At 61.8% G+C, this 22,958-nt stretch carries 33 protein-coding genes and 1 tRNA gene; 26 read left to right on the forward strand and 8 right to left on the reverse strand.

Features of this window, described 5'->3' with window-relative positions; translation table 11 throughout:
* Positions 1-145: 145 nt before the first annotated feature.
* Both rplA and rplK read right to left on the reverse strand, forming a co-directional pair.
* Positions 146-838, reverse strand: coding sequence for a 50S ribosomal protein L1 (gene rplA / locus ASF09_RS01580; protein ID WP_056047582.1), 693 nt, complete (start codon positions 836-838; stop codon positions 146-148).
* Between the two features lie 4 nt (positions 839-842).
* Positions 843-1,274: a 50S ribosomal protein L11 gene (gene rplK / locus ASF09_RS01585; protein ID WP_056047586.1), complete on the reverse strand. Its 432-nt coding sequence runs from the start codon at positions 1,272-1,274 to the stop codon at positions 843-845.
* Positions 1,275-1,657: 383 nt separating this feature from the next.
* Here rplK and ASF09_RS01590 point away from each other — a divergent pair, with 383 nt between their 5' ends.
* From ASF09_RS01590 to ASF09_RS01600, 3 genes are all read left to right on the forward strand, one after another.
* Positions 1,658-2,608, forward strand: a complete 951-nt coding sequence (locus ASF09_RS01590; RefSeq protein ID WP_060524120.1) for a hypothetical protein — start codon at positions 1,658-1,660, stop codon at positions 2,606-2,608.
* 145 nt (positions 2,609-2,753) lie between these two features.
* Positions 2,754-3,737, forward strand: coding sequence for a phosphoribosyltransferase-like protein (locus ASF09_RS01595; protein WP_156359127.1), 984 nt, complete (start codon positions 2,754-2,756; stop codon positions 3,735-3,737).
* 5 nt (positions 3,738-3,742) lie between these two features.
* Positions 3,743-4,384 (forward strand): NADAR family protein, encoded by a 642-nt coding sequence (locus ASF09_RS01600; RefSeq protein ID WP_060524123.1) that lies wholly within the window; start codon positions 3,743-3,745, stop codon positions 4,382-4,384.
* On the opposite strand, the gene ASF09_RS01605 is transcribed toward ASF09_RS01600, so the two are convergent.
* From ASF09_RS01605 to ASF09_RS01620, 4 genes are all read right to left on the reverse strand, one after another.
* Positions 4,385-4,663 carry a hypothetical protein gene (locus ASF09_RS01605; protein ID WP_060524125.1) on the reverse strand — a complete coding sequence of 93 codons (279 nt, stop codon included), beginning with the start codon at positions 4,661-4,663 and terminating at the stop codon, positions 4,385-4,387. It abuts the gene before it with no gap.
* Between the two features lie 578 nt (positions 4,664-5,241).
* Entirely contained in the window at positions 5,242-5,778 is a 537-nt protein-coding gene (gene nusG / locus ASF09_RS01610) for a transcription termination/antitermination protein NusG (RefSeq protein WP_055872668.1), read from the reverse strand.
* A 13-nt stretch (positions 5,779-5,791) separates the two neighbouring features.
* The gene (secE, locus tag ASF09_RS01615) at positions 5,792-5,989 is read right to left on the reverse strand and encodes a preprotein translocase subunit SecE (RefSeq protein ID WP_056047594.1); all 198 of its coding nucleotides are present in this window, start codon (positions 5,987-5,989) and stop codon (positions 5,792-5,794) included.
* 539 nt (positions 5,990-6,528) lie between these two features.
* Positions 6,529-6,605: transfer RNA gene (locus ASF09_RS01620), tRNA-Trp, on the reverse strand.
* A 182-nt stretch (positions 6,606-6,787) separates the two neighbouring features.
* Between ASF09_RS01620 and ASF09_RS01625 the strand changes: the two genes are divergently transcribed.
* The 5 genes from ASF09_RS01625 (at position 6,788) to tuf (ending at position 12,747) form a co-directional block, all read left to right on the forward strand.
* Entirely contained in the window at positions 6,788-7,786 is a 999-nt protein-coding gene (locus tag ASF09_RS01625; protein ID WP_082444041.1) for an alpha/beta fold hydrolase, read from the forward strand.
* A 414-nt stretch (positions 7,787-8,200) separates the two neighbouring features.
* Positions 8,201-8,572, forward strand: coding sequence for a 30S ribosomal protein S12 (rpsL, locus tag ASF09_RS01630; RefSeq protein ID WP_010164594.1), 372 nt, complete (start codon positions 8,201-8,203; stop codon positions 8,570-8,572).
* Between the two features lie 53 nt (positions 8,573-8,625).
* Entirely contained in the window at positions 8,626-9,096 is a 471-nt protein-coding gene (gene rpsG, locus ASF09_RS01635) for a 30S ribosomal protein S7 (RefSeq protein ID WP_031393769.1), read from the forward strand.
* A gap of 147 nt (positions 9,097-9,243) precedes the next feature.
* The gene (gene fusA, locus ASF09_RS01640; protein WP_056047600.1) at positions 9,244-11,340 is read left to right on the forward strand and encodes an elongation factor G; all 2,097 of its coding nucleotides are present in this window, start codon (positions 9,244-9,246) and stop codon (positions 11,338-11,340) included.
* A gap of 213 nt (positions 11,341-11,553) precedes the next feature.
* Entirely contained in the window at positions 11,554-12,747 is a 1,194-nt protein-coding gene (gene tuf, locus ASF09_RS01645) for an elongation factor Tu (protein ID WP_031393767.1), read from the forward strand.
* Between the two features lie 177 nt (positions 12,748-12,924).
* On the opposite strand, the gene ASF09_RS01650 is transcribed toward tuf, so the two are convergent.
* Both ASF09_RS01650 and ASF09_RS01655 read right to left on the reverse strand, forming a co-directional pair.
* Positions 12,925-13,296: a VOC family protein gene (locus ASF09_RS01650; protein WP_060524129.1), complete on the reverse strand. Its 372-nt coding sequence runs from the start codon at positions 13,294-13,296 to the stop codon at positions 12,925-12,927.
* An 83-nt stretch (positions 13,297-13,379) separates the two neighbouring features.
* Positions 13,380-14,069: a helix-turn-helix transcriptional regulator gene (locus ASF09_RS01655; protein WP_060524131.1), complete on the reverse strand. Its 690-nt coding sequence runs from the start codon at positions 14,067-14,069 to the stop codon at positions 13,380-13,382.
* Between the two features lie 235 nt (positions 14,070-14,304).
* Here ASF09_RS01655 and rpsJ point away from each other — a divergent pair, with 235 nt between their 5' ends.
* From rpsJ to rplR, 18 genes are all read left to right on the forward strand, one after another.
* Positions 14,305-14,613 carry a 30S ribosomal protein S10 gene (rpsJ, locus tag ASF09_RS01660; RefSeq protein WP_007406109.1) on the forward strand — a complete coding sequence of 103 codons (309 nt, stop codon included), beginning with the start codon at positions 14,305-14,307 and terminating at the stop codon, positions 14,611-14,613.
* Positions 14,614-14,901: 288 nt separating this feature from the next.
* Complete coding sequence (rplC, locus tag ASF09_RS01665) at positions 14,902-15,648, forward strand: 50S ribosomal protein L3 (protein WP_056060507.1); 747 nt, start codon at positions 14,902-14,904, stop codon at positions 15,646-15,648.
* A 2-nt stretch (positions 15,649-15,650) separates the two neighbouring features.
* On the forward strand, positions 15,651-16,277 hold the full coding sequence (gene rplD, locus ASF09_RS01670) for a 50S ribosomal protein L4 (protein ID WP_056047616.1): 627 nt from the start codon (positions 15,651-15,653) through the stop codon (positions 16,275-16,277).
* Positions 16,270-16,584 (forward strand): 50S ribosomal protein L23, encoded by a 315-nt coding sequence (locus ASF09_RS01675; protein WP_056047618.1) that lies wholly within the window; start codon positions 16,270-16,272, stop codon positions 16,582-16,584. Before rplD ends, ASF09_RS01675 begins: the two co-directional genes overlap by 8 nt.
* Before the next feature lie 4 nt (positions 16,585-16,588).
* Entirely contained in the window at positions 16,589-17,428 is an 840-nt protein-coding gene (rplB, locus tag ASF09_RS01680) for a 50S ribosomal protein L2 (RefSeq protein ID WP_055872649.1), read from the forward strand.
* A gap of 1 nt (position 17,429) precedes the next feature.
* Positions 17,430-17,705, forward strand: coding sequence for a 30S ribosomal protein S19 (gene rpsS / locus ASF09_RS01685; protein ID WP_031393761.1), 276 nt, complete (start codon positions 17,430-17,432; stop codon positions 17,703-17,705).
* The gene (gene rplV / locus ASF09_RS01690; RefSeq protein ID WP_056047621.1) at positions 17,705-18,082 is read left to right on the forward strand and encodes a 50S ribosomal protein L22; all 378 of its coding nucleotides are present in this window, start codon (positions 17,705-17,707) and stop codon (positions 18,080-18,082) included. The genes rpsS and rplV overlap by 1 nt, the downstream gene beginning before the upstream one ends.
* Complete coding sequence (rpsC, locus tag ASF09_RS01695) at positions 18,082-18,789, forward strand: 30S ribosomal protein S3 (RefSeq protein WP_055872646.1); 708 nt, start codon at positions 18,082-18,084, stop codon at positions 18,787-18,789. Before rplV ends, rpsC begins: the two co-directional genes overlap by 1 nt.
* A gap of 15 nt (positions 18,790-18,804) precedes the next feature.
* The gene (gene rplP, locus ASF09_RS01700; protein WP_031393758.1) at positions 18,805-19,239 is read left to right on the forward strand and encodes a 50S ribosomal protein L16; all 435 of its coding nucleotides are present in this window, start codon (positions 18,805-18,807) and stop codon (positions 19,237-19,239) included.
* Positions 19,240-19,243: 4 nt separating this feature from the next.
* Positions 19,244-19,450: a 50S ribosomal protein L29 gene (rpmC, locus tag ASF09_RS01705; RefSeq protein ID WP_055872644.1), complete on the forward strand. Its 207-nt coding sequence runs from the start codon at positions 19,244-19,246 to the stop codon at positions 19,448-19,450.
* Between the two features lie 10 nt (positions 19,451-19,460).
* The gene (gene rpsQ / locus ASF09_RS01710; RefSeq protein ID WP_031393756.1) at positions 19,461-19,733 is read left to right on the forward strand and encodes a 30S ribosomal protein S17; all 273 of its coding nucleotides are present in this window, start codon (positions 19,461-19,463) and stop codon (positions 19,731-19,733) included.
* A 163-nt stretch (positions 19,734-19,896) separates the two neighbouring features.
* The gene (gene rplN, locus ASF09_RS01715) at positions 19,897-20,265 is read left to right on the forward strand and encodes a 50S ribosomal protein L14 (protein ID WP_031393755.1); all 369 of its coding nucleotides are present in this window, start codon (positions 19,897-19,899) and stop codon (positions 20,263-20,265) included.
* Positions 20,265-20,582, forward strand: a complete 318-nt coding sequence (gene rplX / locus ASF09_RS01720) for a 50S ribosomal protein L24 (protein ID WP_056047623.1) — start codon at positions 20,265-20,267, stop codon at positions 20,580-20,582. The genes rplN and rplX overlap by 1 nt, the downstream gene beginning before the upstream one ends.
* Positions 20,583-20,634: 52 nt before the next feature.
* Entirely contained in the window at positions 20,635-21,198 is a 564-nt protein-coding gene (rplE, locus tag ASF09_RS01725; RefSeq protein ID WP_082441396.1) for a 50S ribosomal protein L5, read from the forward strand.
* A gap of 157 nt (positions 21,199-21,355) precedes the next feature.
* Positions 21,356-21,661: a 30S ribosomal protein S14 gene (gene rpsN, locus ASF09_RS01730; protein WP_056015537.1), complete on the forward strand. Its 306-nt coding sequence runs from the start codon at positions 21,356-21,358 to the stop codon at positions 21,659-21,661.
* A gap of 10 nt (positions 21,662-21,671) precedes the next feature.
* Positions 21,672-22,067 carry a 30S ribosomal protein S8 gene (gene rpsH, locus ASF09_RS01735; RefSeq protein ID WP_031393751.1) on the forward strand — a complete coding sequence of 132 codons (396 nt, stop codon included), beginning with the start codon at positions 21,672-21,674 and terminating at the stop codon, positions 22,065-22,067.
* Positions 22,067-22,600 (forward strand): 50S ribosomal protein L6, encoded by a 534-nt coding sequence (gene rplF / locus ASF09_RS01740; protein ID WP_060524132.1) that lies wholly within the window; start codon positions 22,067-22,069, stop codon positions 22,598-22,600. Before rpsH ends, rplF begins: the two co-directional genes overlap by 1 nt.
* Positions 22,600-22,956: a 50S ribosomal protein L18 gene (gene rplR / locus ASF09_RS01745; RefSeq protein ID WP_031393749.1), complete on the forward strand. Its 357-nt coding sequence runs from the start codon at positions 22,600-22,602 to the stop codon at positions 22,954-22,956. Before rplF ends, rplR begins: the two co-directional genes overlap by 1 nt.
* The last annotated feature ends 2 nt before the right edge of the window (positions 22,957-22,958 follow it).

A 22,958-nucleotide genomic window follows, 5' to 3' on the forward strand; every position in this document is an offset into this window, starting at 1 on the left:
AAAAAGGGCCGGGATTGCTCCCGGCCCTTTTCTGTCTCAGCGGCGGGACGGGAGTAAATCCCGTCCTCGTCGGTCGCGGTTGCCCGCGCCGGCCGGCCTGTCGCCGTCTCGGGGTTAGCTTGCACTAACCCCGTGCGGCTTGGGCTTACGCGCCAGCAACCTCGGTCGTGTCGACCTTGATGCCTGCACCCATGGTCGACGAGATCGCGACCTTCTGGACGTACTTGCCCTTGGCGCCGGTCGGCTTGGCCTTCACCACTGCGTCGACCAGTGCGTCGAAGTTCGCGCGCAGGTCTTCTGCCGGGAACGACGCCTTGCCGATGCCCGAGTGGATGATGCCGGCCTTCTCGACGCGGTATTCGATCTGGCCGCCCTTGGCTGCCTGAACCGCGGCGGCGACGTTCATCGTCACCGTGCCGAGCTTCGGGTTCGGCATCAGGCCCTTGGGACCCAGCACCTTACCGAGGCGACCGACGATGCCCATCATGTCCGGGGTCGCGATGCAGCGATCGAAATCGATCGTGCCACCCTGGATGATTTCCATCAGGTCTTCGGCGCCGACGACGTCTGCGCCTGCTGCGAGGGCTTCTTCAGCCTTCGCGCCGCGGGCGAACACGCCGACGCGGACGGTCTTGCCGGTGCCCTTGGGCAGCGTGACGACGCCGCGGACCATCTGGTCTGCGTGACGCGGATCGACGCCCAGATTCAGCGCGACTTCGATCGTCTCGTCGAACTTCGACGTGGCGCCCGACCGTGCGAGACCGATGGCCTCGTCGATGCCGTGCAGCTTGACGAGGTCGACCGTGACGGCCTTCTGCTTCTTGCTCAGCTTAGCCATGATCTCAGCCCTCCACCACTTCGAGGCCCATTGCGCGGGCGCTGCCTTCGATGATCTTCGTCGCAGCGTCGATATCGTTGGCGTTGAGGTCCTTCATCTTCGTCGTGGCGATCTCGCTCAGCTGCGAGCGCTTGATCGTGCCGGCGACGACCTTGCCCGGCTCCTTCGAACCCGACTTGAGACCAGCGGCCTCCTTGATCAGGTACGATGCTGGCGGGGTCTTGGTCTCGAACGAGAACGAGCGATCCGCATAGACCGTGATGACGGTCGGGATCGGCATGCCCTTCTTCAGTTCGCTCGTGCCGGCGTTGAACGCCTTGCAGAACTCCATGATGTTCACGCCGCGCTGACCCAGCGCAGGCCCGATCGGCGGTGCGGGCTTTGCCTCGCCTGCAGGGACCTGCAGCTTGATGTATCCGGTAATCTTTTTAGCCATGTCACTCTCTTTGTGTGAGCCTAGCGGTGATGGCGGCTACCTCTCGGCAACCTCCCGCAATTCCAACAGTGAAGGTGGAAGCCGGCGCCCATACCCCAAAACCCGCAAAGCGGCAACACCCTGCTCCCTCCTTCTTCTCGGCGTCCCTTCTCCTCCGCGTCTCCGCGCCTCCGCGCGAACCCCGAATCTTCTGCTCCTCTGACTTCTCTTCGCGCCCTCGCGCCTTCGCGTGAACCAATCCTACTAAAGACTGCGCTCCCTTGTTCTCCCGCGAAGGCGCGAGCCCAGTCTGGGTCCCCGCCGTCGCGGGGAAACAAACTCGAAAACCACGCCCCCAGCACAAGCCCCTTGCAATGTAGGATATCGAGGCAGACCCACTAGCGATGGCGCGCCCCTCCACCCCCGATCAGTTCACCCGCCGCCAGGCCGCACAGAACGACGCGTTCCTCGCCGCCCTCCGCCGCACCGGCAACGCTCGCGAAGCCGCCAGCACGCTAGGCTACAACCGCTCCACCTTCACCAAACGCCGCGCCGCCCACCCCGCCTTCGCGGCAAAATGGAACGCCGCGCTGGCCTTGGCCTCAGCGGCCCTAAACCTCCCCTCCCGCCTGCGGGAGGGGTCGGGGGAGGGGAGTGCCAAGAACGCCGCCATCCCAACCGGATCCCCCACCACGACAAGAACCGCCAACGGCCGCCTCCAGCTCCGTCGCCCGCCCGCCAACCGCCTCGACCACGCCGCCGAGCAAGCCTTCCTCACCGCGCTCTCCGTCACCGCCAACATCCGCCTCTCGGCCGCCGCCGCCGGGTTCAGCCACTCCGCCTTCTACGCCCGCCGCAAAGCCAGCCCCGCCTTCGCCCGCGAGATGCGCCTGGCGCTCGCGGCCGGCTACGAGTCGGTCGAGTTCGCGCTGTTAGCCGGTACCCTGCCGGGCTCGCACGACCATGACGAATGGCGTCACAACGCTCCCCCACCGATCCCGCCGATGACCGCGAACCAGGCGCTCCAGCTCCTCCACCTGCACAACCGGACGGTCCACCTGCAGGAGGAGCCACCGCACATCAAGCGCCGCCGCGGCGAATCGAGCGACGCGCACAGCTACCGCCTGTCGGCAATGTACGAAGCCCGCCAAGCCCGCGCCCGCGAAGCCTTCGATATCGCCGAAGCCGCCCGAAACGAACGCGGCGAACCGACGCTGATCAACCCGTATCCGGCGCCGGTGCGCCTGCCGGCACTCGATCAGGTCACCGGCTGGAGCAAGGCCGACCCGACAAAGACACCGCATGACCCGGATGTTGCGCTGTTCGGCGGGTGGCGGCTGAAGGATAGTAAGTGAACCGTCGTGTTGTCATGGTGAAAAGGCCAGCGACCACTGATTACGCAATTGGGCACCAGAAAATGATCCATTACAGATCTAATCTATATCAAGTTCGTGACCGACTTCTCAGCTCTCGCTAGAGGCGCGAGACTGAGGAGTGATTATGGCCAGTACACCAAATTTGGGTGCCGCATTAGCGGCGTTAATTGCGGACTATCGTACGGGCGAAATACCAGCGCCGGATGTCGCGCACGTGGAAAAATGGATATCGCAATTCGCTCCAGCGTCGCGCGATCCAATTCTCGTGGAGCTTTTACACGTATTCAGCCAGACCTATTTTACGCGCAGCGACGTCCAGGCCTTTATCGACGACATTGTTGTTAGCGCCAATTTCGCCGGGGCCAACCCAGCTCAGTTCTGGCAGGGCGTGAAGGTTTTGAAACTGCAGACAGCCGGGAACAGTCAGAACGACATGATTGAGATTCTGGACAAGTCTCTTCAACGCCAGTGTGGGCTCACATTGGCGTCATGCGGCGCGACGCCACACACCTATTTGTACTTGGACGATGTTCTTTTCTCAGGCGGTCGAATTCGGTCGAATCTAAAAAACTGGGTTGTTGGAGCTGCACCTGCCAAAGCAAAACTGGCAGTTTTGTTGATTGGCTCGCACGCGCTTGGCGAGTGGTATTCCGAAAACAAGATTTTAGGCGCCGCCCAAGCAGTGGGTAAAACAATTGACTTGAATTGGTGGCGTGCTGCGTCGTTCGAGGACCGCAAATTTAAGATCAACAATTCCGACGTGCTAAGGCCCGTTGCCATACCTCCCGATCCAGCGACGCAAACCTATGTGGCCAATTTCGATGAGCCTCCGCTTATTCGTACGATTGGCGGCAAAAGCCCCAGGGGCATATTCTCTGGCGAGGCAGGTCGTCATCTTTTGGAGCAGGAGTTTCTCGCCCAAGGTGTTCGGGTGCTGAATATGTGCCCAAACTTCGATAAATATATGCGCCCCTTGGGTCGCACGATGTTCGAGTCCCTCGGATTCGGTTCTACGATCGTCACGTATCGTAACTGCCCAAACAACGCACCGCTGGTATTTTGGGCGGGCGATCCATGGTATCCACTCTTTCCACGCAAGGCGAACTGAGACCGATGAACGAGACGCAGATTCGAACTTACCAAACCAAGGATGTCGTCCGGTTTCGGAAGACCGCCGAGGCATTTGGGGGGCTTTCGAATATGGCTCCCGGCTTTCCTGTCGTCGTGCTCGGACATCGGATCAGAACTTCCGAGGCGCTATATCAGGCGTGTCGCTTTCCGCATTTGCCGGAGGTTCAGCGGATCATTCTCGGGGAGGGTAGCCCGATGACCGCCAAGATGCGGTCGAAGCCTTATCGCAACCAATCCCGGCCCGATTGGGATGGGGTTCGCGTCAAGGTGATGAAATGGTGCCTTCGGGTAAAGCTGATCTATAACTGGCAGAAATTTTCCCAACTGCTGCTGTCGACCGGCAATCGTCCGATAGTCGAGGATTCTCGGAAGGACAGCTATTGGGGGGCGATGCCGCAGGACGATGACACGTTGAATGGGCAGAACGTCCTCGGGCGCTTGCTCATGGACCTCCGCATAAGATTGCAGGACGATCCAGATGCACTCCGCAGCGTCTCACCCCTGCCAATCCAAAAATTCTGCCTGTTTGACGAGCCAATCCCGGTGATAGCTTTGCCGCTGGACCAAGATGACGCGTCGATACGAAGCCACGACGAGAAACCGGCGCAACGCGCGTTTCTCTAACTAATCTTGCCCTTGGAAGGGGAGCTTGTCTTCAGGTTTGTGGCGGCGAAGCGGCAGGCGGGAGGTTTGCATGATTGTTAACAGCGCAGCAGAGCCGTTAGCCTTGTCGATATCCGCGACGCGATAGGTCTCGGTGAAAGCACCTTGACTCAGCTTAGTCGCTGCTCGTGCGGCGCGGACGTCCACTGTCGCCACTCGCCCGCGATCCGTATCGCCATGGGCGAACGCGATGGCGTCCTCCAACCCTGCTGCGATCTTGTCGAATGCGCTGTTCATCATGCCCTCCGCGACTTTGGCATATTGGTGTTGTCGGCTCCGTCGCTGTGGCGTTTTGTCGCGTCAGGTCGTCTACCAGCGTACCGGTCAATTTCGCCAGAGCATTGCGCTCGGTCTTCTTCAGCCTTGTCGTGTCGGTCCTGTGGAACCCGGTCAGGGAACTCCCCGCATAATGGTTAATCACGCGCTACCCGCCCGAAGTGTCAGTACTGGGTTCTCTCACGCTGAGCTTTCGCGCGCGCCCGCACCAGAGCATGATGTCGCCGATCTGCGGGTTGGCGGATAGCGATAGAGATAGAGACGATCGATGTACGCTCGTCATCCGTCATGCCGGCGGCACAGGGCGCGGACGAATGCGCCCTGATCTCGACTGCCGTATGCATTGGGCGTTTTTTGCGGAATGCCGAAATTCGGTCAATGATCGACAGAAGTGTGTTGGATTGGCGTTCGTCACAACAAAGCGCGACGCGGGAGTAAATCCCGCGTCGTCGGCCGGGCCTTTGGCCCGCCGGCCGGTCGAGGCCGTCTCGCGATTAGCTGCTGGCTAATCGTGTGCGGCCGCAAGCGCGCCGCTCTGCGGCTTACTTGCTTCTTTCGACCTGCTCGAACTCGAGCTCCACAGGCGTCGCACGCCCGAAGATCGACACCGAAACCTTGACGCGGCTGCGGTCGAAATCGAGTTCTTCTACCAAGCCATTGAAGGTCGCGAACGGGCCGTCGAGGACCTTGACCTGGTCGCCGATCTCGTAGTCGACCTTGACCTTCTGCTTGGGCGCAGCGGCGGCTTCTTCCTTGCTGTTCAGCATCCGCGTGGCTTCCGCCTCGCTGATCGCCTGCGGCTTGCCCATGCTGCCGAGGAAGCCGGTGACCTTCGGCGTGTTCTTCACCAGGTGATACACGTCGTCGTTCATGTTCAGCTTTGCCAGCACGTAGCCCGGCATGAACTTGCGCTCGACCGCGATCTTCTTGCCGCGACGGGCCTCGGTGGTGGTTTCGGTGGGGACTTCGATCTGCTCGACGAGCTGTTCGAGACCCATCCGGGTCGCCTCGGCCATGATCGAGTCGCGGACCTTGCCCTCGAAGCCCGAATAGGCGTGAATGATGTACCAGCGCGCCATGACGGAACCTTGCTTACTGAGCGAGTTTGAGGAGGGCGGAGACGATCGCTTGCAGGATCGAGTCGACGCCCAGGAAGAACAGCGCGAGGATCGTCGTCATGATCACCACCATCACGCCGGTCATGACCGTCTCGCGACGCGTCGGCCACGTGACCTTCGCGGTCTCGTTGCGGACCTGCTGGATGAATTCGAGGGGGGACGTCTTCGCCACGATGTTCTTCGAACCCGCTGATTGAGAAACTGAGATGCGAGACATAGACCCACTAGCCGCTCCCTGTGAAGGGCAGCGGCGGCAGGTCCGTCCTCGCTGTCGGAAGCGCGGCAGATAGCTGCCGTCACAGGCGAAAGCAAGTGCGGGGCAGGAGAGGGGCGGGCGTCGTATCGAAAGCGACACGGCGGTGACCGGGAGAAGTGGCGGGGGAGAGCGCTTGGGTCACTCGATCCCCCGCACGATCGTCTTACCGGTGCCGGTTTGACCGGCGGCTCCGCTCCCACGGTTTCTATTTATCGTTCGGCTTGACGACGGCACCCGAGGTGTACGCCGAACGCAGGCGAAAAAAAAGGCCGGTACAAGACCGGCCGTAAAAGTTTTTAGGAGAGGATGCCTGAAAGGCCTGATCGTTGTGCATCGCAGCACATCATAGATCAATTGCGAAAATTGCATTATGGAATGCAATTTCTGCAATCGCGATAGACGCGCGAAAGCGGCGGGAGCAACCGCCGCAATTTTTGCCGGGAATTTAAAGGGGGTGGCAGGAGTGCTCGGATTCGAACCGAGGGCCTTCGGTTTTGGAGACCGACGCTCTAACCAACTGAGCTACACTCCTACACGGACGCGCCCCTTACCCAGCGTTTTCGCGAAGGGCAAGCGTCTCGCGTGCAATTCGTCCCGCGAGGTCCCCGCAACCATCATCGTAAGGATGATGCGTTGCACGGTGCATGGTTTGCCCGTTAACCTTAAGCCGTCTCGTTGGATGTAGGAAAGCGTAATCGTATGAAGGCGGGATTGATGATGCTGGCGCTGCCGGTCGCGGCGTTGCTCATGGGGGCGGGGCCGGTTCCACAGGTGTCGGACCTCGGGCCGCAGCTCGAACGCTTCACCTACCCGTGGCCCGTCCAGACGATGGAAGTCGATATCGTCGGTAGCCCTGCGCAGATGGCGTTCATGGATATCGCGCCGCAGCGGCCCAATGGTCGCACGGTCGTGCTCCTCCACGGCAAGAACTTCTGCGGCGCGACCTGGGGCAGTACCGCGCGGGCGCTGAGCGAGGTCGGCTACCGGGTGATCGTCCCAGACCAGATCGGCTTCTGCAAATCGTCCAAGCCTCGCGCGGCGCAGTACAGCTTCGAGATGCTCGCGACGTTCACCAAGCGGCTGCTCGAATCACGTGGTATCACGCGGGCGACGATCGTCGGGCACTCGATGGGCGGCATGCTCGCGATGCGGTACGCCATTCTCTACCCGGCGTCGGTCGAGAAGCTGGTGCTCGTCAATCCGCTCGGCCTCAAGGATCGCGGCGAGGAGGGCGTGCCCTATACCGACGTCGACACGCTGTGGGCGAACGAGAAGAAGACGAGCTACGCGTCGATCAAGGCGTACCAGCTCGAAAACTATTATCACGGCGTGTGGAAGCCGTCGTATGATCGCTGGGTCTGGATGCAGGCGGGCATGTACCAAGGGGCAGGGCGCGACACCGTGGCGCTCGCGCAGGCCAAGACCAGCGAGATGATCAAGACGCAATCGGTCGCGCATGAACTGTACCGGATCACGCCTTCGACTACCCTGATCGTTGGCACGCTGGACAAGACCGCGTTCGGCCGGGCTCAGGCGCCGGCGAATTTGCGCAAGTTTCTCGAGCCGGTGCCGATGGTCGCACCGCGGGCGGTGAAGCAGATGCCGAATGCGAACCTGGTGATGCTCGAGGGGCTGGGCCACTCGCCGCAGGTCGAGGACCCCGCGCGATTCGAGAAGACTTTGCTTGCCGTGCTCGGGACGCGTTCGCGATAGAGGAGTGCTTCAATCCTCCCCCGCGAGGGGGAGGTGGCTGGCGTTTGCCAGGCGGAGGGGGAGGGGGCGACAACGCAGGTTTCGTGTTCCTCCCCCTCCGTCACCTGCGGTGCCACCTCCCCCTGGCGGGGGAGGATGAGAAGAGGTGTCGTCGTCGGATTCGCGGGAGCCATTGTCTCCGCCCACGAAGCCAATCCTTCGCCAGCCCCATCCGATTCCAACCCGTTGACCCGCACCTCGTCCTGACCTATAGGCGCGGCCTGTTCTTCGGGAGTGTTTCCCGCCGGGCATGCTTGAACATTGCTGGATGCATTCCAGGACCTGAGGGGCGCTTCCGCGTTCCTATGGTCCTTTTTGTATTCTCAGGCGCCTCATGGCTCCAGCAAAGTAACCACTTGAAAGGTGAAGGCTTCAATGCCGACGATCAACCAGCTGGTCCGCAAGGGCCGCGATCCGCAGAAGGCCAAGTCGAAGGTCCCTGCGATGGAAGCAAATCCGCAGAAGCGTGGCGTTTGCACGCGCGTTTACACGACGACCCCGAAGAAGCCGAACTCGGCTCTGCGCAAGGTGGCCAAGGTTCGCCTGACCAACCAGCGCGAAGTCATCAGCTACATCCCGGGCGAGGGCCACAATCTTCAGGAGCATTCGGTTGTCCTGATCCGTGGCGGTCGTGTCCGCGATCTTCCCGGTGTTCGCTATCACGTCCTGCGCGGCGTGCTCGATACACAGGGTGTGAAGGACCGGCGTCAGTCGCGTTCCAAGTACGGCGCCAAGCGTCCGAAGTAAGCCGATCGCTCATATTTGCGATCATCAAGGCTGAAGTTTAGAAGGAATACAAAATGGCACGTCGTCGTCGTCCCGAAAAGCGGGTCATCCTGCCTGATCCCAAGTTCGGGGATGAGGTTCTGTCGAAGTTCATGAACAGCGTCATGCTGGACGGCAAGAAGTCCGTCGCAGAGCTGATCGTGTACGGTGCATTCGAAACCGTCGAGAGCCGCGCCAAGCGCGATCCGATCGGCGTTTTCCACGATGCGCTGAACAACGTGAAGCCGGGCATCGAAGTCCGTTCGCGCCGCGTCGGTGGTGCAACGTACCAGGTGCCGGTCGAGGTTCGTCCCGAGCGCGCACAGGCGCTGGCGATTCGCTGGCTGATCGGTGCGGCGCGTTCGCGCAGCGAGAACACGATGGCCGCACGGCTGTCGGGTGAGCTGATGGATGCCGCCAACAACCGTGGCAACGCGGTCAAGAAGCGTGAAGATACGCACCGGATGGCGGAAGCCAACCGTGCATTCTCGCACTACCGCTGGTAACAGCGGGCTTCCTGCCGCTGGTAACAGCGGGCTTTGAAGCCTAGCATTGCTATCCGTGTGACGGGCGGTCTTTCGCCTGTCATGCAAACACCTATATATTGGGGAGCCGGCACGTTCGGCTCCCCATATCCTTAAGGAAGCACGATCATGGCCCGCAGCCATCCGCTCGACCGTTACCGCAACATCGGCATCATGGCGCACATCGACGCCGGTAAGACGACGACGACCGAGCGCATCCTCTATTACACCGGCAAGTCCTACAAGATCGGCGAAGTGCACGAAGGCACCGCGACGATGGATTGGATGGAGCAGGAGCAGGAGCGCGGGATCACGATCACGTCGGCTGCGACCACCTGCAAGTGGCGCGCCGAAGAAGGTAAGGGCGAAGAGCACCTTATCAACATCATCGATACGCCCGGCCACGTCGACTTCACGATCGAAGTCGAGCGTTCGCTCCGCGTGCTCGATGGCGCGGTTGCCTGCTTCGACGGCGTTGCCGGCGTCGAGCCGCAGTCCGAGACCGTGTGGCGTCAGGCCGACAAGTACGGCGTGCCGCGCATGTGCTTCGTCAACAAGCTCGACCGCACCGGCGCCGATTTCTACTTCTGCGTGAACTCGATCATCGATCGTCTCGGGGCGCGTCCGGCCGTGCTGTATCTTCCGATTGGCATGGAAGGCGGCTTCAAGGGCCTCGTCGATCTCGTCGAGAACCGCGCGATCATCTGGCTCGAAGAGAGCCTCGGCGCGAAGTTCGAATATGCCGAGATCCCCGAGGATTTGGTCGAGAAGGCTGCGAAGTATCGCAGCGAGCTGATCGAGATGGCCGTCGAGCAGGACGATGCCCTCATGGAGGCCTATCTCGAAGGTAACGAGCCGAGCGTCGCCGACCTCAAGAAGCTGATCCGCAAGGGTACGCTGAGCATGGCGTTCGTTCCCGTCGTTTGCGGTTCGGCGTTCAAGAACAAGGGCGTTCAGCCTTTGCTCGACGCCGTCGTCGACTATCTGCCTTCGCCGCTCGACGTTCCCGCGATTCAGGGTCTGAAGCTCGACGGCGTGACGCCGGACGAGCGTCCTTCGTCGGACGACGTTCCGTTCTCGGCACTCGCGTTCAAGATCATGAACGATCCGTTCGTCGGCACGCTGACCTTCGCCCGCATCTATTCGGGCAAGCTGGAGACCGCATCGCAGGTCACCAACTCGGTCAAGGACAAGAAGGAAAAGGTCGGCCGCATGCTGCTTATGCATGCGAACAGCCGTGAGGACATCCAGGAGGCTTTCGCTGGCGACATCGTCGCTCTCGCGGGTCTCAAGGATACCACGACCGGTGACACGCTCTGCGCGATGAACGCACCGATCATTCTCGAGCGGATGGAATTCCCCGAGCCCGTGATCGAGCTGTCGGTGGAGCCGAAGACCAAGGCAGACCAAGAGAAGATGGGCGTCGCGCTCAATCGTCTCGCACGTGAAGATCCTTCGTTCCGCGTGTCGTCCGACCCCGAGTCGGGCCAGACCATCATCAAGGGCATGGGCGAGCTCCATCTCGAGATCCTGGTCGATCGCATGAAGCGTGAGTTCAAGGTCGAGGCGAACGTCGGCGCTCCTCAGGTCGCATATCGCGAGTATCTGAAGAAGCCGGTCGACGTCGACTACACGCACAAGAAGCAGTCGGGTGGTACCGGCCAGTTTGGTCGCGTGAAGGTCAAGGTCACGCCGGGCGAGCGCGGTTCGGGCATCACGTTCAAGGACGAGATCAAGGGCGGCAACATTCCGAAGGAATATCTGCCTGCGATCGAGAAGGGCTTCCGCGAAACCGCTGCTTCGGGTTCGCTGGTCGGCTTCCCGATCATCGATTTCGAGATCGTGCTATATGACGGCGCGTATCACGACGTCGACTCGTCGGCACTGGCGTTCGAAATCTGTGCACGTGGCGCGATGCGCGAAGTCGCACAGAAGTCGGGCATCACGCTGCTCGAGCCGGTCATGAAGGTCGAGGTCGTCACCCCGGAAGATTACCTGGGCGACGTCATCGGCGACATGAACAGCCGTCGTGGCCAGATCCAGGGCACCGACAGCCGCGGCAACGCGCAGACGGTCGAGGCGATGGTCCCGCTGGCGAACATGTTCGGCTACGTGAACTCGCTCCGTTCGTTCACGCAGGGTCGCGCGCAGTACTCGATGCAGTTCTCGCACTATGACGAAGTGCCGCAGAACGTTGCTGACGAGGTGAAGGCTAAGCTGGCGTAAGCCCGAGGCGCACCGAGCCAGGTTTTCCTGGCTCGGAGACGCCGAAAGGCCGGCCGGCTTCGGTCAGCGACCGAAGTTCGACGACGCGGAATTTACTTCCGCGTCGGCCTCTCCCCAAGCAGGGGCTGGCGCAACGCTTTAACAGCCGCTATTGGGCCGCGTTCGCGCGGTTCCCGGGGTGGCACCGGAATACGAATCAGAAGGTAGGAAACAATGGCCAAGGCAAAATTTGAGCGGAACAAGCCGCATCTCAACATCGGCACCATCGGTCATGTCGATCATGGCAAGACGTCGCTCACCGCTGCGATCACGAAGGTTTTGGCAGAGACGACCGGCGGTACCGCCGTCGACTTCGCCAACATCGACAAGGCTCCCGAGGAGCGCGAGCGCGGCATCACGATCTCGACCGCACACGTCGAGTACGAGACGGCCAACCGTCACTACGCGCACGTCGATTGCCCGGGCCACGCCGATTATGTGAAGAACATGATCACCGGCGCAGCCCAGATGGACGGCGCGATCCTCGTCGTTTCGGCGACCGATGGCCCGATGCCACAGACCCGTGAGCACATCCTGCTCGCACGCCAGGTCGGCGTGCCCGCAATGGTCGTGTTCATGAACAAGGTCGATCTGGTCGACGACGAGGAAATCCTCGAGCTGGTCGAGATGGAAATCCGCGAGCTGCTCAGCTCGTACGACTTCCCGGGCGACGACATCCCCGTCATCAAGGGTTCGGCTACCTGCGCACTGTCGGGTTCGAACCAGAAGCTCGGCGCCGACGCCGTCACCGAGCTGATGCAGGCTGTCGACGACTACATCCCGCAGCCCGAGCGTCCGCTCGACAAGCCGTTCATGATGCCGATCGAGGACGTGTTCTCGATCTCGGGTCGTGGTACGGTCGTCACCGGCCGCGTCGAGACCGGCATCGTCAAGGTTGGCGAGGAAGTCGAGATCGTCGGCATCCACCCAACCGTCCGCAAGACCACGGTCACGGGCGTCGAAATGTTCCGCAAGCTGCTCGACCAGGGCCAGGCTGGCGATAACGTCGGCGCACTGATCCGCGGCGTTGCACGCGACGAAGTCGAGCGTGGCCAGGTGCTCTGCAAGCCAGGCACGATCAAGCCGCACACCGACTTCAACTCGGAAGTGTACGTGCTGTCGAAGGAAGAGGGTGGCCGTCACACGCCGTTCTTCGCCAACTACCGCCCGCAGTTCTACTTCCGTACGACGGACGTGACCGGCACCGTCGAGCTGCCTGAGGGCACCGAGATGGTCATGCCAGGCGACAACGTGTCGCTCGGCATCAAGCTGATCGCACCGATCGCCATGGACGTGGGCCAGCGCTTCACGATCCGCGAAGGCGGCCGTACCGTCGGTGCAGGCGTCGTGAGCCAGATCGACAAGTAAGCATCCTCTCCTTCGGGAGTTGATCGAAGAGCCCGGCTTCTCGCGAGAGAGGCCGGGCTTTTTCGTGTTTGGAGACGGGCGACCCAAAACGGCCGACGATTGAACCCGTGAGAGGCGGCTAACGACTTGGCCGGCGAGCGACTCTATCTGCCTGATCTCGGGGGCACGAAGGATTGGTCACGCCATAGGAGGCGCAAATACCCGCAACCGGTGACCGTCGGGATCGAGCGCTACGAAAGTGGTGCCAAAGCTCATGAGGGTAGGAGCCTGGATGATGGTCAGGCCACGCCGGCTCCAGTCGTCATGCGTCGCCGCTAAAGTGGATATGTCGGCAACCGCGAAAGCGATTTCGCTCGCGCCCGTATGTCCGCTGCTCTTCGGTTCGACGGTGTCACGTGACCACAGGCCGAGCATGATGCCGTCGCGCAATGGCAGGATTGCGATATCGGCTTTCTGATCCACGATGGGGATACCTAGCAGTTCCTGATACAGTACCGCGCTAACCGCGTGGTCGCGTACGTGCAGAAGCAGAAAATTGAACTCTGGCATGAATACCTCCCGGAATTGCGGCGCGCAGGATCGGCGCCGACGGGAGAGGGGTGCACCATAGGGCTGTCAGTTTCTGTCAGCAGTCATTGTTCGGGAACGCCCTGGACTTCGTGCCACTCCTTGAGCAGCCGGCTGCGACGACGTGGATACCGTTCCGCCTTGCATTCGAATGAGGCGAAGCGATCGATTCTGAAATGGCGGTAGTCAGCGCGTAATTCACACCATGCGACCAAGACTCTCACGCGATCGTAAAAGGCGAGGGCGATCGGCCAGACGATCCGCTCGGTAGGAACGCCGTTTTCGTCGGCATAGGCAATTTGGAGCTTGCGTTCAGATCGGATCGCTTGACGAATTTCAGCAAGCTCGCCGTGTCCGGCCTGGATCGGTTCGCCGGGACCTATCAGTAGACCGGAGGCTTCTATACTCGCTTTAAGATCTTTGGGGAGTACGGCGCCGATCTTCGCCAACACGTTACGTGCAGCCATGCCGAGCAGGCCGTCGGCCCGCTCCGAGACCCAGCGCGACCCAAGTACGAGGGCCTCGATCTCCTCCTCTGAAAACATCAAGGGCGGCAGCATGAAACCCGGGCGGAGGACATAGCCGAGGCCCGCTTCGCCATCGATAGGTGCACCCTGGGCTTTCAACGTCTCGATATCGCGGTAGACCGTGCGCAGAGACACGCCGAGTCCTTCCGCCACAACCGCACCGGCAACCGGCCGTCGATGCTGGCGTAGTACCTGAATCAATTCGAGAAGACGCTGGGCCCGAGACATACGGTAGCTTTCCGATCGCTACATAGTGTCAGAATTCGTCCGGCGGGCAAAGGCGCTTAGAAATCCGGTCGCGCGTTAGCAGGCTCGCGGTCGTACTTGTGCGACGTGCCGCAGCGAAAATCATCCTGCCCCCAGTTGCGTTTTCGCCGACTCTCCCGTAATGGCCCGCCTTCGGTTTAAACATCAACCAGCAAGAGCCCGGAAACGGGCCCGCTCTTTCGCATCGGTAGGGACTATGGACAGCAATATCCGCATTCGTCTGAAGGCGTTCGATCACCGTGTGCTCGATCAGGCCACTGGCGACATCGCCGACACCGCACGCCGCACCGGCGCGCTCATCCGCGGTCCGATTCCCCTTCCGACGCGCATCGAAAAGTTCACCGTGAACCGCGGCCCGCACATCGACAAGAAGTCGCGCGAGCAGTTCGAGGTGCGCACGTACAAGCGTATGCTGGATATCGTCCAGCCGACGCCGCAGACAGTCGATGCGCTGATGAAGCTGGACCTCGCAGCAGGGGTGGACGTAGAGATCAAGCTGGCCTAAGGGCTGGCGCGGCGCGGTTGACCAGCAATGGTCCCGCGCCGCTCTACATTGGGATACCGCCGTCGGTGAAAACCGACGGGGCAGCGTCCCCCGTCACGCTTCCGCAATCGCGGAAGCACCAGCCCGGGACGGGGGCACGTTTCGTATTTACCGGGTTGAACCGACTCCATTCAGGGCATCTGCCGGGGATGGGGTCAGGTGGACGCATCATGGAGCTCGCTCCGGACATGGTCCGCAAGCCCCCGAGGAATAGTCCGATGGGGCCTCTGTCTAGGAAGGGACAAGATCATGCGTACTGGCGTGATCGCGAAGAAGATGGGGATGACCCGCCTGTTCCAGGAAGATGGTCGGCACGTGCCGGTCACCGTTCTGGCACTCGAAGGCAATCAGGTCGTTTCCGTTCGCGAAATGGATCGTGACGGCTACACTGCCGTCCAGCTTGGTGCAGGTGTCGCCAAGTCGAAGAATGTCGCAAAGCCGCAGCGCGGCCATTTCGGCAAGGCCGAAGTGGAGCCTAAGGCTGTCGTCCATGAGTTCCGCGTGAACGCAGACGGCCTGCTCGACGTCGGCGCCGAGATCTCGGCCGACCACTACGTCGCAGGCCAGATCGTCGATATCCAGGGCAAGACCCAAGGTAAGGGCTTCCAGGGCGGCATGAAGCGTTGGGGCTTCGGCGGTCTGCGGGCAACCCACGGCGTGTCGGTCTCGCACCGTTCGCTCGGTTCGACCGGTCAGCGCCAGGATCCGGGCAAGGTCTTCAAGAACAAGAAGATGGCCGGCCACATGGGCGACAAGTATCGCACCCAGCAGAACCTCGAGATCGTATCGACGGACGTCGAGCGTGGTCTCCTGTTCGTCAAGGGTTCGGTTCCTGGATCCAAGGGTGGCTGGCTCTTCGTCAAGGACTCGGTGAAGGTTGCGCGCCATGCCGACGCACCGTTCCCCGCCGGTCTCAAGACCGCAAACAGCAACACCGCAGCAGACACGCCGGCCGAAACGACCGACGCACCTGCAGCCGACGGCCAGGAGGGCTGAGCGTGAAGATCAAGGTTTCATCTTTCGCCGGCACTGACGCAGCGGACATCGAGCTCAACGACGAGGTCTTCGGCCTCGATCCGCGCGCCGACATCCTGCACCGTGTCGTCACCTGGCAGCTCGAGAAGCGTCGCGAGACGGCTCGTGGCACCCGTGAGCGCGCAGACGTCGCACGCACCGGCAAGAAGTTCGGTCGCCAGAAGGGCGGCGGTACGGCTCGTCACGGCGATCGTCGCGCACCTGTGTTCATCGGTGGTGGTAAGGCACACGGCGCACGCGTCCGTGACTTCAACCCGTCGCTGAACAAGAAGGTTCGCTCGCTCGGCCTGCGGATGGCTCTCAGCAGCCACGCCAAGGCGGGTTCGCTGGTCATCATGGACAGCCTGGCTGTCGAGGGTGGCAAGACCAAGACGCTGCAGGGCGATCTCGCAAAGCTCGGCTTCGGCAAGCGTGCGCTCGTCATCGACGGCGATATGGTCGACACCAGCTTCGCATTCGCTGCGGGCAACCTGTACGAAGTGAACGTGATGCCGGCTGCCGGCGCGAACGTTTACGACATCCTGAAGCATGACACGCTGGTGCTGACGCGCGCCGCTGTCGAAAAGCTGGAGGCGCGCTTCCATGGCTAAGAAGCAGAAGGCGGGCATCGATAATCGTCATTACGACGTTATCCTCGCCCCGCACATCACCGAGAAGACGACGACCCTGTCGGAGTTCAACGCGGTCGTGTTCAAGGTATCGAACGATGCCACGAAGCCCGAGATCAAGGCGGCCGTTGAGGCGCTGTTCGACGTGAACGTCGTCGGCGTGAACACGCTCGTCCAGAAGGGCAAGACCAAGAAGTGGAAGGGTACGAACTACTCGCGCTCCGACATGAAAAAGGCAATCGTGACGTTGAAGGACGGTCAGTCCATCGACGTGACGACGGGGATCTGAGGCCATGGCACTCAAGCATTATAATCCGACATCGCCGGCACGCCGCGGTCTCATCCTGGTCGACAAATCGTCGCTCTGGAAGGGTCGCCCCGTCAAGGCGCTGACCGAAGGTAAGCACAAGACCGGCGGTCGTAACAACAAGGGCCATGTGACCTCGCGCGGCATCGCCGGCGGTCACAAGCAGAAGTACCGCTACATCGACTTCAAGCGTCGCAAGTGGGACGTCGAAGGCACCGTCGAGCGGATCGAGTATGATCCCAACCGCACCGCGTTTATCGCCCTGGTCAAGTACCCGGACGAGGAACTCGCCTACATCCTGGCGCCGCAGCGTCTGGCCGTTGGCGACAAGGTCCTCGCGGCCAAGAAGACCGACGTGAAGCCAGGCAATGCCATGGAACTCGGTCAGATGCCGGTCGGCACCATCGTCCACAACGTGGAGATGAAGCCGATGAAGGGTGGCCAGATCGCCCGTTCGGCCGGCACGTACGTGCAGGTCGTCGGTCGCGACAAGGGCATGGTGATGGTCCGCCTGAACTCGGGCGAGCAGCGCTACATCCGCAGCGATTGCATGGCGACGGTTGGCGCGGTCTCGAACCCCGACAACCAGAACCAGAACCTGGGCAAGGCAGGCCGTTCGCGCTGGATGGGTATCCGTCCTCTGACGCGCGGCGTCGCCAAGAACCCGGTCGACCATCCGCACGGCGGTGGTGAAGGCCGTACCTCGGGTGGCCGTCATCCGGTTACGCCTTGGGGCAAGCCGACGAAGGGTGCGCGCACGCGTCATAACAAGTCGACCGACAAGATGATCATCCGGTCGCGTCATTCGACGAAGAGGAAGGGCTAACATGGCTCGTTCAGTCTGGAAGGGCCCCTTCGTGGACCTTCATCTGCTCAAGAAGGCAGAAACCGCCCAGGACACCAACGCGCGTTCGCCGATCAAGACCTGGTCGCGTCGCTCGACGATCCTGCCGTCGTTCGTGGGTCTCACGTTCAACGTCTATAACGGCCGCAAGTTCGTGCCCGTCTCGGTCAACGAAGACATGGTGGGCATGAAGCTCGGTGAGTTCGCGCCCACGCGCTACTTCCCCGGCCACTCCGCCGACAAGAAGGGCAAGCGCTGATGTCTAAGCAAGTCAGCCCGCGCAAGGTCGCGGACAACGAGGCGCTTTCGGTCGGTACGCAGATCCGTGGTTCCGCGCAGAAGCTCGGCCTCGTGGCTGCGCTGATCCGTGGGAAGAAGGTCGGCGATGCGATGAACATCCTCGCCTTCTCGACCAAGGGCATGGCGATCGAAGCGCGCAAGGTGCTGGCCTCGGCCATCGCCAACGCCGAGAACAACCATAACCTCGACGTCGACGCACTCGTCGTCGCCGAGGCTTCGGTCGGCAAGTCGATCACGATGAAGCGCTTCGCTACCCGCGGCCGCGGCAAGTCGACCCGCATTCTCAAGCCATTCAGCCGTCTGCGCATCGTCGTGCGCGAGCAGGAAGAAGCATAATGGGTCAGAAGAGCAACCCCATCGGTCTGCGTCTGCAGATCAACCGTACCTGGGATAGCCGTTGGTACGCCGAAGGCGCCGACTATGGTCGGCTCCTGCTCGAGGATCTCAAGATCCGCGCATTCATCATGAAGACGCTGCCGCAGGCCGCGATCTCCAAGGTGGTCATCGAGCGTCCGGCAAAGCTGGCCCGCATCTCCATCTTCGCTGCACGCCCCGGCGTGATCATCGGCAAGAAGGGTGCGGACATCGAGAAGCTGCGTTCGACGATCGGCAAGATGACGTCGTCGACCGTGTCGCTGAACATCGTCGAGATCCGCAAGCCGGAAGTCGATGCGCGTCTCGTCGCGCAGGGCATCGCCGATCAGCTCGAGCGTCGTATCGCTTTCCGCCGCGCCATGAAGCGTGCGGTCCAGTCGGCGATGCGTCTCGGTGCCGAGGGCATCCGGGTGAACTGCGGTGGCCGTCTTGGCGGCGCCGAGATCGCACGGTCGGAGAGCTATCGTGAGGGTCGGGTTCCGTTGCACACGCTGCGCGCGAACATCGATTATGCCGAGGCTACGGCGCACACGTCCTACGGCGTTTGCGGCGTGAAGGTCTGGGTCTTCAAGGGCGAGATTCTCGGCAACGATCCGACGTCGTACGACCGCATCATGATGGAGGCTCAGACCTCCGGCGTGCGGCCGCAGCGCGACGATCGTCGCTAAGGGGCAGGAACAGACATGCTGCAACCAAAAAAGACCAAGTTCCGGAAGGCCTTCAAGGGCAAGATTTCGGGCGACGCCAAGAGTGGCTTCTCGCTCAATTTCGGCTCCTACGGCCTCAAGGCGATGGAACCCGACCGGATCACCGCACGCCAGATCGAGGCGGCCCGCCGCGCGATCACGCGTCACATGAAGCGCCAGGGGCGTTTGTGGATCCGCATCTTCCCAGACCTTCCGGTCTCGGGAAAGCCAGCCGAAGTCCGCATGGGTAAGGGCAAGGGCGCGCCGGAATACTGGGCCGCTCGCGTCAAGCCGGGTCGGATCCTGTTCGAGCTCGACGGCGTCGACGGCAAGATCGCCGCCGAGGCGTTCGAGCGGGCGGCCATGAAGCTGCCGATCAAGGTAAAGGTCGTTGCCCGCCTGGGCGACACCTCGCATCTGGGAGGCGAGTAAGATCATGGCTCGTATCGACGACATGAAGACCAAGAGCGACGACCAGCTGTCGGAGTCGCTCGGCGAACTGAAGCGCGAGCAGTTCAACCTGCGCTTCCAGGCCGCCACGAACCAGCTCGAAAAGCCGAGCCGCGTTCGTGAGGTCCGCCGCGACATCGCTCGCATCAAGACCCTGCAGGCTCAGCGCACCAGCGCTGAAGCCGCGAAGTAAGGAACGTATCATGCCGAAGCGCGTGCTGACCGGTCTGGTCGTGTCCGACAAGGGCGACAAGACGGTGGTCGTGAACGTCGAGCGTAAGGTGAAGCACCCGCTCTACGGGAAGATCATCCGTCGCTCGAAGAAGTATCATGCTCATGACGAGAGCAACGAGTTCAAGCAGGGCGAGACCGTGCGGATCGAAGAGACCGCACCGATCTCCAAGCTGAAGACCTGGAAGGTGATCGAGCGGGTCAACACCCACGCGACGCCGGAGCGGGCTTCGGCCGAGGGCTGAATCAAACATGAGGGCAGGGGGGAAACCTCCTGCGCTCTTGTTTTCGTAAACTGGAACGGCTAAGCGGCCGCTCCTCCCCGCTGCGGTTCGTCCGTGGCGGGGTGATTTTTTAGGCGGGGTTCGGTCGGTATCGACCCCAGAGACAGAGAAGGGATACGGATCCATGATCCAGATGCAGTCCAATCTCGACGTCGCTGACAACAGCGGCGCGAAGCGGGTGCAGTGCATCAAGGTGCTTGGGGGTTCCAAGCGTCGTGTTGCAGGCGTTGGCGACATCATCGTCGTCAGCATCAAGGAAGCGCAGCCACGTGGCCGTGTGAAGAAGGGCGACGTTCACCGCGCGGTGATCGTGCGTACCGCCAAGGATATCCGCCGTGCAGACGGTACGGTCATCCGCTTCGACGGCAATGCCGCGGTGCTGGTCAACAAGAACGAGGAGCCGATCGGCACCCGTATCTTTGGCCCAGTCGTTCGCGAGCTGCGCGGCAAGAAGCACATGAAGATCATCAGCCTTGCGCCGGAGGTGCTATAATGGCGTCGCAGCGTATCAAGAAGGGTGACAAGGTCATCGTTCTGTCCGGCAAGGACAAGGGCAAGACCGGTGAAGTCACCGTCTCCATGCCGAAGACCGACAAGGTCGTCGTATCGGGCGTCAATATCGCCGTGCGCCACACCAAGCCGACTCAGGGTGACCCGCAGGGTGGCCTGATCCGCAAGGAAGCACCGATGCACGTTTCGAAGGTCGCGCATGTGACCGCCGACGGCAAGCCGACCCGCGTCCGCTTCGAGGAGCAGGACGGCAAGAAGGTCCGCGTCGCCGTCAAGACCGGGGAGAAGATCAATGGTTGATCAGAACACTGGCGCTGAGAACACCGGCACCGAGGCCGTCTACGTTGCGCGCATGCGCAAGCTGTACGACGAGACGATCATCAAGGCGATGACCGAGAAGTTCGGTTACAAGAACGTCATGGAGATCCCGCGGCTCGACAAGATCGTGCTGAACATGGGCGTCGGCGAAGCCACGCAGGACAAGAAGAAGGTCGACCAGGCTGCTTCCGAAATGGAGCTGATCGCCGGCCAGAAGCCTGTCGTGACGAAGGCCAAGAAGTCGATCGCGCAGTTCAAGCTGCGTGAAGGCATGCCGATCGGCGTGAAGGTCACCCTTCGCCGCGAGCGCATGTACGAGTTTCTCGACCGTTTCATCACGATCGCTCTTCCCCGCGTCCGCGATTTTCGCGGTCTCAACCCGAAGAGCTTCGATGGCCGTGGCAACTATGCCTGCGGTATCAAGGAGCAGATCGTGTTCCCAGAAATCAGCTATGACCGGGTCGACAAGGTCCGCGGCATGGATGTGATCGTGACGACGACCGCAAAGACGGACGACGAGGCTCGCGAGCTTCTCCGTCTGTTCGGTTTCCCGTTCCCGATCGAAGACGACGCTGCCGACGAGAAGAAGGCAGCTTAAGTAACTCCCTCTCCCCTCGGGGAGAGGGTTGGGGTGAGGGGGAGTGAGTCTCCCTCGCCCCGCCCGAAAAAGGAGGCGCGGTCCTGTTGGGCTGCCCCTCACCCCGACCCTCTCCCCGTAGAGGCGAGGGGGCAGAAGAAAGAAAGAACTTAAGTCGATGGCGAAACTGAGTTCAGTCAACAAGAACGAGCGCCGCAAGCGCATGGTCAAGCAGTATGCCCCGAAGTACGCGGCACTGAAGGCTATCGCAGCGGACAAGACGCTCGACGACGGTGAGCGTCTGATCGCTCGCCTCAAGATGGCGGCACTGCCGCGCAACGCGAACCCGACCCGCATCCGTAACCGGTGCGAGCTGACCGGTCGCCCGCGCGCCTATTACCGCAAGTTCCGGCTCTGCCGTATTCAGCTGCGCGATCTGGCCAACAAGGGCCTCATCCCCGGCGTCACGAAGTCGAGCTGGTAAGGACTAAATCATGGCAGTGACCGATCCCCTGGGTGATTTGCTCACCCGTATCCGTAATGGCCAGCGCGCGAAGAAGGACTCCGTCCTCACGCCGGCGTCGAAGCTGCGCGTCCGCGTGCTCGACGTTCTGCAGCGCGAAGGCTATATCCGTGGCTATAGCGAAGAGCAGATGGGCCCCGCGGCCGGCCTTCGCATCGAGCTGAAGTATTTCGAGGGCCAGCCTGCGATCAAGCATGTCGCGCGCGTCTCGAAGCCCGGCCGTCGCGTCTATTCCGGCTCGCAGGAACTCCCGCGCGTCCGTAACGGCCTCGGCATCACCATCGTCTCGACGCCTCGCGGCGTGCTGTCGGATTCCGAAGCACGCGAGCAGAACGTCGGCGGCGAAGTCCTCGCGGAGGTGTTCTGATGAGCCGCATTGGTAAGAAGCCGGTCTCCGTACCGGCAGGCATCACGCCGACCATCGAGAACAAGCAGCTGACGATGAAGGGCCCCAAGGGTACCCTCAAGATGCCGCTTCGCGACGAGATCAGCTACACGATCGAAGACGGCGGCATTTCGGTGCAGCCGGCCAACGATACCAAGCGCGCTCGCGCGTTCTGGGGCATGCAGCGGACCATGGTGCAGAACCTGGTCACCGGCGTGTCGGAAGGCTTCACCAAGAAGCTGCTGATCACCGGCGTCGGCTATCGTGCCGCAGCGCAGGGCCGCAACCTCAAGCTGCAGCTCGGCTACAGCCACGACGTCAACATCGACGTGCCGGAGGGGATCGAAGTCAAGACCCCCGACAACACGACGATCGAGATCTCGGGTTCGGACAAGCAGATGGTCGGTCAGCTGGCCGCGGAAATTCGTCAGTGGCGCAAGCCTGAGCCTTACAAGGGCAAGGGTATCAAGTACGACGGCGAGTTCATCTTCCGCAAGGAAGGGAAGAAGAAGTAATGACCAAGGGACTTTCTCTTTTCGCCAAGCGGCGTCGCCGCAACCGTACCGCGCTCCGCGCACGTGCAGGCACCCGTCCGCGGTTGTCGGTGCATCGCTCGGGCAAGCACATCTATGCCCAGGTGATCGACGATGCCGCCGGCACGACGGTCGCATCGGCCTCGACGCTGGAGAAGGACGTGCGCGGCACGTCCGGCGCCAACATCGACGCGGCGACTTCGGTCGGCAAGCGCGTCGCCGAGGCTGCCAAGGCAGCGGGCGTGACCCAGGTCGTGTTCGATCGCGGCGGCTTCCTCTACCACGGTCGCGTGAAGGCTCTTGCCGATGCCGCGCGCGAAGCCGGATTGGAGTTCTAAGA

This window comes from Sphingomonas sp. Leaf242, from assembly GCF_001422045.1.
Taxonomy (GTDB): Bacteria; Pseudomonadota; Alphaproteobacteria; order Sphingomonadales; family Sphingomonadaceae; genus Sphingomonas.

Coding starts and splice junctions, on each gene's coding strand:
- rplN (WP_031393755.1), top strand. CDS start 19,897: ATGATCCAGATGCAGTCCAATCTCGACGTCGCTGACAACAGCGGCGCG.
- ASF09_RS01650 (WP_060524129.1), bottom strand. CDS start 13,296: ATGCCAGAGTTCAATTTTCTGCTTCTGCACGTACGCGACCACGCGGTT.
- rplK (WP_056047586.1), bottom strand. CDS start 1,274: ATGGCTAAAAAGATTACCGGATACATCAAGCTGCAGGTCCCTGCAGGC.
- tuf (WP_031393767.1), top strand. CDS start 11,554: ATGGCCAAGGCAAAATTTGAGCGGAACAAGCCGCATCTCAACATCGGC.
- rpsJ (WP_007406109.1), top strand. CDS start 14,305: ATGGACAGCAATATCCGCATTCGTCTGAAGGCGTTCGATCACCGTGTG.
- fusA (WP_056047600.1), top strand. CDS start 9,244: ATGGCCCGCAGCCATCCGCTCGACCGTTACCGCAACATCGGCATCATG.
- rpsH (WP_031393751.1), top strand. CDS start 21,672: ATGGCAGTGACCGATCCCCTGGGTGATTTGCTCACCCGTATCCGTAAT.
- rplR (WP_031393749.1), top strand. CDS start 22,600: ATGACCAAGGGACTTTCTCTTTTCGCCAAGCGGCGTCGCCGCAACCGT.
- rpsQ (WP_031393756.1), top strand. CDS start 19,461: ATGCCGAAGCGCGTGCTGACCGGTCTGGTCGTGTCCGACAAGGGCGAC.
- ASF09_RS01625 (WP_082444041.1), top strand. CDS start 6,788: ATGATGCTGGCGCTGCCGGTCGCGGCGTTGCTCATGGGGGCGGGGCCG.
- rplP (WP_031393758.1), top strand. CDS start 18,805: ATGCTGCAACCAAAAAAGACCAAGTTCCGGAAGGCCTTCAAGGGCAAG.
- rplC (WP_056060507.1), top strand. CDS start 14,902: ATGCGTACTGGCGTGATCGCGAAGAAGATGGGGATGACCCGCCTGTTC.
- ASF09_RS01655 (WP_060524131.1), bottom strand. CDS start 14,069: ATGTCTCGGGCCCAGCGTCTTCTCGAATTGATTCAGGTACTACGCCAG.
- nusG (WP_055872668.1), bottom strand. CDS start 5,778: ATGGCGCGCTGGTACATCATTCACGCCTATTCGGGCTTCGAGGGCAAG.
- rpsS (WP_031393761.1), top strand. CDS start 17,430: ATGGCTCGTTCAGTCTGGAAGGGCCCCTTCGTGGACCTTCATCTGCTC.
- ASF09_RS01595 (WP_156359127.1), top strand. CDS start 2,754: ATGGCCAGTACACCAAATTTGGGTGCCGCATTAGCGGCGTTAATTGCG.
- rpmC (WP_055872644.1), top strand. CDS start 19,244: ATGGCTCGTATCGACGACATGAAGACCAAGAGCGACGACCAGCTGTCG.
- ASF09_RS01600 (WP_060524123.1), top strand. CDS start 3,743: ATGAACGAGACGCAGATTCGAACTTACCAAACCAAGGATGTCGTCCGG.
- rplF (WP_060524132.1), top strand. CDS start 22,067: ATGAGCCGCATTGGTAAGAAGCCGGTCTCCGTACCGGCAGGCATCACG.
- rplE (WP_082441396.1), top strand. CDS start 20,635: ATGCGCAAGCTGTACGACGAGACGATCATCAAGGCGATGACCGAGAAG.
- rplX (WP_056047623.1), top strand. CDS start 20,265: ATGGCGTCGCAGCGTATCAAGAAGGGTGACAAGGTCATCGTTCTGTCC.
- rpsL (WP_010164594.1), top strand. CDS start 8,201: ATGCCGACGATCAACCAGCTGGTCCGCAAGGGCCGCGATCCGCAGAAG.
- rpsN (WP_056015537.1), top strand. CDS start 21,356: ATGGCGAAACTGAGTTCAGTCAACAAGAACGAGCGCCGCAAGCGCATG.
- rplA (WP_056047582.1), bottom strand. CDS start 838: ATGGCTAAGCTGAGCAAGAAGCAGAAGGCCGTCACGGTCGACCTCGTC.
- rplB (WP_055872649.1), top strand. CDS start 16,589: ATGGCACTCAAGCATTATAATCCGACATCGCCGGCACGCCGCGGTCTC.
- rpsG (WP_031393769.1), top strand. CDS start 8,626: ATGGCACGTCGTCGTCGTCCCGAAAAGCGGGTCATCCTGCCTGATCCC.
- rpsC (WP_055872646.1), top strand. CDS start 18,082: ATGGGTCAGAAGAGCAACCCCATCGGTCTGCGTCTGCAGATCAACCGT.
- ASF09_RS01590 (WP_060524120.1), top strand. CDS start 1,658: ATGGCGCGCCCCTCCACCCCCGATCAGTTCACCCGCCGCCAGGCCGCA.
- ASF09_RS01675 (WP_056047618.1), top strand. CDS start 16,270: ATGGCTAAGAAGCAGAAGGCGGGCATCGATAATCGTCATTACGACGTT.
- rplV (WP_056047621.1), top strand. CDS start 17,705: ATGTCTAAGCAAGTCAGCCCGCGCAAGGTCGCGGACAACGAGGCGCTT.
- ASF09_RS01605 (WP_060524125.1), bottom strand. CDS start 4,663: ATGATGAACAGCGCATTCGACAAGATCGCAGCAGGGTTGGAGGACGCC.